Source organism: Polaromonas sp. P1_G2, assembly GCF_056405515.1.
The window spans coordinates 1-5,485 of record NZ_JBFUBY010000273.1 but is presented as its reverse complement, the minus strand read 5'-3'; the positions used below and the strand labels follow the sequence as shown (position 1 = coordinate 5,485).

The following is a 5,485-nucleotide window of genomic DNA, read 5'->3' as shown; positions in this document are numbered from 1 at the left end:
GGCCACGCTCGAGAAGCTCGGCGAACTCAAGGCCAAGGGCATCCTCACGCAGGAAGAGTTCGACGCCAAGAAGGCCGAGCTGCTCAAGAAGCTGGTCTGATGCCGGTTCTGCCGCGCATCGTTCACTGACCGCCCATCTTGGCATCCGAGCCCCAGCAACGCGCGTACCGCGCGCCGTGTCCCGGCTGCGGCGCGCCCGTTGAATTTCGCAGCGCGCAGTCCACGCACGCGGTTTGCGGCTATTGCCAGAGCACGGWCGTGCGCGATGGCGACACCTTGTCGCGCATCGGCAAGATGGCCGAGCTGTTCAATGACTTCAGCCCGCTGCAATTGCAGGCCTCGGGGGTCTGGCAGGGCCGCAACTTCACGCTGGTCGGCCGCCTGCAATATCGGTACGCGCAAGGCACCTGGACCGAGTGGTACGCCGTGCTGGACGACGGCAAGCCGGCCTTCCTGAGCGAAGACAACGGCGCTTACGTTTTCAGCCTGCCCACCAGCCTGAAGCGCGAGGTGCCGCCGGCCCAGAGCTTCCGCGTCGGCGCCACCACCGCCATCAACGCCAAGCCCTTCAGCGTGGCGTCGAACGAGGGCGTGTCGCTGCTGTCGGCGCAGGGCGAGCTGCCGCGCCTGCCGGCGCTGGGCGCGCCTTTTGCGATGGTCGAATTGCGCAGTGCCGACGGCGATGTGCTCAGCATCGACTACGGCATGGTGGCCGGCGGCGGGACGCCCGCGCTGTCGCTGGGCCGTGCCGTGCTGCTGGACGAGCTCAAGCTCAGCGGCCTGAAGGACGAATCCGCCAAGGACGAAAAAGGCAAGCAGTTCAGCTGCCCCAACTGCGGCGCGCCGGTCGAGGTCACGCTGGCCGGCAGCAAAAGCATCACCTGCCGCTCCTGCAACAGCATCATCGACCTCACGCAGGGCACGGGCGCCGCGCTCAAACATGCGATCCAGGACGAGCCCGTCAGCCCATTGATCGCCCTGGGCAGCATAGGCCAGCTGTCGGGCGCGCAATGGCAGGTCGTGGGTTTCCAGCACCGCATGGGCTACGAGGCCGACGACCCGGACGAGCATTTCGGCTGGGACGAATACCTGCTCTACAACCAGAAGCGCGGGTTTACGTTTCTGGTCGATGCCGAGGACGGCTGGAGCCTGGTCAAGCCCATCACCGGCGCGCCCATCTTCAAGCCCGGCGAAAACAGCGCCGTTTACCTCAAGACGAACTACCCGCTGCAAAGCAGCTACCAGGCCGAAACCAGCTATGTCGCCGGCGAGTTCTACTGGCAGGTCCAGCGCGGGCAAAAGACGTATAACCGGGACTTCCGCAGCGGCAGCGCCTTGCTGTCGCAGGAAGAAGCGCCCCATGAAATCACCTGGTCCAGCGGCAGCAAGCTGGACGGCGAGCTGGTCGCCAAGGCCTTCAAGCTCGACGGCAAGAAGGATTTGTTCAAGCGCGAAGACGCCAAGCCGCTGAGTGGTGCCGCCGGCATGGGCTGCGGCACCATCATCGTGGTGGTGCTGCTGATTTTGCTGTTCCTCTTTCTGATAGGCCGCTGCTCAAGCTGCGACCCGAAGATTGAAAATTGCTCCTCCTCCAGCAGCGCGCGCAGTTCCGGCGGCTCGTTCGGCGGTTTTTCCGGCGGGGGCGGCCACAAATGAAGGCTGCCTCTTTTTGTTTCTTCTGTTCAACCTGGCAGACTTTTTCTGGAGACCATCATGGGACTTGAATGGCTTAAACCCGCCGCTTTCCTCGGCTCGATTTTGTTCGCGCTGATCGGCGTGATCATCTTCTGGCTGAGTTTTGTCATCATCGACAAGATCACGCCTTATGACTTGTGGCTGGAAATTGTCGAGAAGCAGAATGTGGCGCTGGCGCTGGTCGTCGCTGCGATGGCGCTGGGCATTTGCATTATCGTAGCCGCCGCCATCCACGGCTAGGCTCGTTCCGGGCTACTGCGCGGACCGGGGGCGGCGTTGGTCCGGTGCTCGGAATCCTCACGTACCTGAAGTACGTTCCGGTTCCTGTGCTCCGTCCGCCTTGCCCGCGGCCCGCTCGCTACGCCCTGTGCGCCGCCGTTGATCGGCTCGCTGCGCGTCGCCTCACTTACTCTCTGCAATCATCTGCTCTGCCTTGAACACTGAAACCCCCTCCACCACCCCACCGCGCCCCCTCGAGGTCGCGCTGCTGGCCAGCGTCTTTGTCGTGGCGGCCTGTGGGCTGGTGTATGAGCTGGCGGCGGGGGCTCTGGCTTCTTACCTGCTCGGTGATTCGGTGCTGCAGTTTTCCACCATCATCGGCAGCTATCTGTTCGCCATGGGCATCGGGTCCTGGCTGTCGCGGTTTTTCGAGCGGCAGCTGCCGGCCCATTTTTTGCGCATTGAGTTGATGGTGGCGCTGGTCGGTGGGGCCTTGCCGGCCGTGCTGTTCCTGGCGAATGCTTATGTCCCCGGCGCGTTCCGCTTTCTGCTGTATGCCATGGTGCTGCTGGTGGGCACGCTGGTGGGGCTGGAGATTCCGCTGGTGATGCGCATCCTGCGGCGCAACGTCGCGCTCAAGGAACTGGTCTCGCAGGTGCTGACCTTCGACTACCTGGGCGCGCTGGCGGTGTCGCTGGCGTTTCCACTGGTGCTGGTGCCGCAGCTGGGCCTGATCCGCACCGGCATGCTGTTTGGCCTCATGAACGCGGCCGTCGCGCTGTGGGCGCTGTGGCTGTTCCGCCATGAGCTGCGGCACGTCAAGGCGCACGCCATGGCCTGCCTGGCGGTGTTGTGCGCACTGGGCGCCGGCTTTGTGGGCGCGAACCAGATCACCACGCTGGCCGAAGACCATTTTTACCAGGACCGCGTGGTCTTCACCGCCACCACGCCTTACCAGCGCATCGTGGTGACCAACGGCCGCGGCGGCCACCGGCTGTTCCTCAACGGCAACCTGCAGTTCGCCGAGCGCGACGAATACCGTTACCACGAAGCGCTGGTGCACCCGGTGATGAGCGCGCACGGCGCCCCCAAAAAAGTCGCCGTGCTGGGCGGCGGCGACGGCATGGCGGTGCGCGAGATCCTCAAGTACCTCGGTGTGGAAAGCATCACGCTGGTCGAGCTGGACCCGGCCATGACCGATCTCTTCAGCCAGCAGCCGGCCTTGAAGCGCCTCAACGGCGACGCCTTGTTGTCGCCCAAAGTGAAGGTGGTGAATGCCGACGCCTTCCAGTGGCTGGWCAAGAGCGCGGACATGTTCGACATCATCGTGGTCGACTTCCCCGACCCCACCAATTTTTCGATCGGCAAGCTCTATACCAACTCGTTCTACGCGCTGCTCGACAGCCACCTTTCGGCCAGCGGCTATGCGGTGATCCAGACCACCTCGCCGCTGGTGGCGCGCCGCAGCTACTGGACGGTGGTGAACACGCTGGAGGCCGTGGGCCTGAAGACCGCGCCTTACCATGCCAATGTGCCCAGCTTCGGCGAATGGGGTTTTGTGGTCGCCAGCCGACGGCCTTTCAGCCCCGCGACACAAGCCGGCGCCCTGCCCTCCGGCCTGCGTTTTCTGGACCCGCAAACCCTGCCGCTGCTGTTTGATTTCCCGGTCGACATGGCGCGCGTGCCGGCGCCCGTCAACCGGCTCTCCAACCAGGAGCTGGTGCACAGCTACGAGCAGGAATGGGGCAAGGTGCTGCGTTGAAGCGCCGTGATTTTTTGGCAGCGTCCGCGTTGCCATTGGCGCTGGCCGGCTGCAAAGAGGCTCGGCACATCGACGGCGGCTTTATCGGCGTGAACCACGAACGCGGCCACACGCTGCGCCCGTCCGCTAACGGCGAAACGCGTGCCTGGCCCTCCCCTTCGGTCACCCGGCGCACCCGTGTGCTGATTGCCGGCGGCGGTGTCGCCGGCCTCGCGGCGGCGCGCGCGCTGCGCCTGCGCGGCATGAATGATTTCGCGATGCTGGAGCTTGAGGACAGCGCCGGCGGCAACAGCCGCGGCGGCGTGGTCGGCGGCCTGCCTTGTCCGCTGGGCGCGCACTACCTGCCGGTACCCGGCGACGGTGCACGCGAGGTGCAGGATTTTCTCGAAGAGCTGTCGCTGCGCCGGCGCGTGGCCGGCCGCTGGGAATATGACGAGCGCCACCTGTGCCACAGCCCGCAGGAGCGCCTCTTCATCAACGGCCAGTGGCAGGAGGGCCTGCTGCCCCAGCAGGACATGGACGTCGCGCTGCTGGCCGACTACCAGCGCTTTGCGCGGCTGGTGCGGCAGGCCGCGGAAGCCGCGCCCTTTTCGATTCCGCTTTCCGGCAGCGCACCGCCGCCGCCGCACCGCGTGCTGGACAGCCTGACTTTTGAAGCCTGGCTGGACCAGCAGCAGCTCACGCGCGCGCCGCTGCGCTGGTACCTCGACTACTGCTGCCGCGACGACTACGGCGCCGGCCTGGACACGGTTTCGGCCTGGGCCGGCATCCATTATTTCGCGAGCCGCCACGGCTTCCAGGCGCCCGGCGAGCCGCCTTCGGCCGAGCGCGACGCCGGCGTGCTGACCTGGCCCGAAGGCAACGGCTGGCTCACGCGGCAACTGGCCGCGCCGCTGGGCGAGCGCCTGCATACCGGCCGTGTGGTCATCCGCGTCGCCGCGGGCCGGCACGGCGTGGAGGTCGACGCCTTCAACGCGGCCACGCAGGCCGTGGAACGCTGGCAGGCCGAGCACTGCATCCTCGCCCTGCCCTTGTTCATCGCCGCCCGCGTCGTGGAAAGCCCCCCGCCCGCGCTGCGCGAAGCCGCCGGCCAGCTGCGCTATTCACCCTGGCTGGTCGCCAACCTGCACATTGATTCAGCCCTGCACGACCGGCCCGGCGCCGCGCCCAGCTGGGACAACGTGGTCTACGGCGACAACCCCGGCCTGGGGTACGTCGACGCCACGCATCAGAGCCTGCAAGCCGTGCCCGGTGCCACGGTGCTCACGTATTACCGCGCTTTCGGCATTGGGGCGGCTGGTCGCAAGGCCCTGTATGAGCGGCCCTGGACGCACTGGCGCGACAGTGTGCTCACCGAACTCTCGGTGCCGCATCCCGACCTGCCTGGCAAGGTCACGCGCATGGAGGTTATGCGGTACGGGCATGCTATGAGTACGCCCGTACCGGGGGTGCGGAGCAGTTCGGCGCTGCGGGCCTTGCAAGACGCTTTGCCTTTGCCTTGGCGGCGGCTGCATTTTGCGCATGGTGACTTGTCTGGGTATTCGGTGTTTGAAGAGGCGTTTTCTCAGGGGCATAGGAGAGGCGCGTCTTTGGGATTGGTTTGAGGGGTTTCCGACGGAGTGGTCTTCTCTTGGTTCTGCTGGCCGGGGGTTGCCCGGCTGCAAGTAACTTTCTTTTGCTTCGCCAAAAGAAAGTCACCAAAGAAAAGGCGACCCGCAGTCTGGGTCCCTACGCTTCGCTGCGGGCAACCTGCGGTGCTCGACTACGGCGGGGTCTCGCGCAAACTCGCTTCGCTCAGACAAGCGCGAT

The 5,485-nt window shown here is 65.7% G+C and carries 5 protein-coding genes and 1 other RNA gene; all 6 read left to right on the top strand.

Features of this window, described 5'->3' with window-relative positions; genetic code table 11:
• On the top strand, positions 1 to 100 hold a 100-nt coding region (locus AC1D0P_RS21115; protein ID WP_477678541.1), incomplete at its 5' end, for an SHOCT domain-containing protein.
• Positions 101 to 138: 38 nt separating this feature from the next.
• Positions 139 to 1,656, top strand: a complete 1,518-nt coding sequence (locus tag AC1D0P_RS21110) for a DUF4178 domain-containing protein (protein ID WP_477678540.1) — start codon at positions 139 to 141, stop codon at positions 1,654 to 1,656.
• Between the two features lie 57 nt (positions 1,657 to 1,713).
• Positions 1,714 to 1,935, top strand: coding sequence for a DUF350 domain-containing protein (locus AC1D0P_RS21105; protein ID WP_477655915.1), 222 nt, complete (start codon positions 1,714 to 1,716; stop codon positions 1,933 to 1,935).
• A 59-nt stretch (positions 1,936 to 1,994) separates the two neighbouring features.
• A non-coding RNA gene (locus AC1D0P_RS21100) (sX9 sRNA) lies at positions 1,995 to 2,069 on the top strand.
• Between the two features lie 59 nt (positions 2,070 to 2,128).
• The gene (locus AC1D0P_RS21095) at positions 2,129 to 3,676 is read left to right on the top strand and encodes a polyamine aminopropyltransferase (protein ID WP_477678539.1); all 1,548 of its coding nucleotides are present in this window, start codon (positions 2,129 to 2,131) and stop codon (positions 3,674 to 3,676) included.
• The gene (locus AC1D0P_RS21090; protein ID WP_477678538.1) at positions 3,655 to 5,280 is read left to right on the top strand and encodes an NAD(P)-binding protein; all 1,626 of its coding nucleotides are present in this window, start codon (positions 3,655 to 3,657) and stop codon (positions 5,278 to 5,280) included. Before AC1D0P_RS21095 ends, AC1D0P_RS21090 begins: the two co-directional genes overlap by 22 nt.
• Positions 5,281 to 5,485 lie beyond the last annotated feature (205 nt).

Excerpts from the sequence above, each read along its gene's own strand:
- AC1D0P_RS21105 (WP_477655915.1), top strand. The coding sequence starts at position 1,714 with ATGGGACTTGAATGGCTTAAACCCGCCGCTTTCCTCGGCTCGATTTTG.
- AC1D0P_RS21090 (WP_477678538.1), top strand. The coding sequence starts at position 3,655 with ATGGGGCAAGGTGCTGCGTTGAAGCGCCGTGATTTTTTGGCAGCGTCC.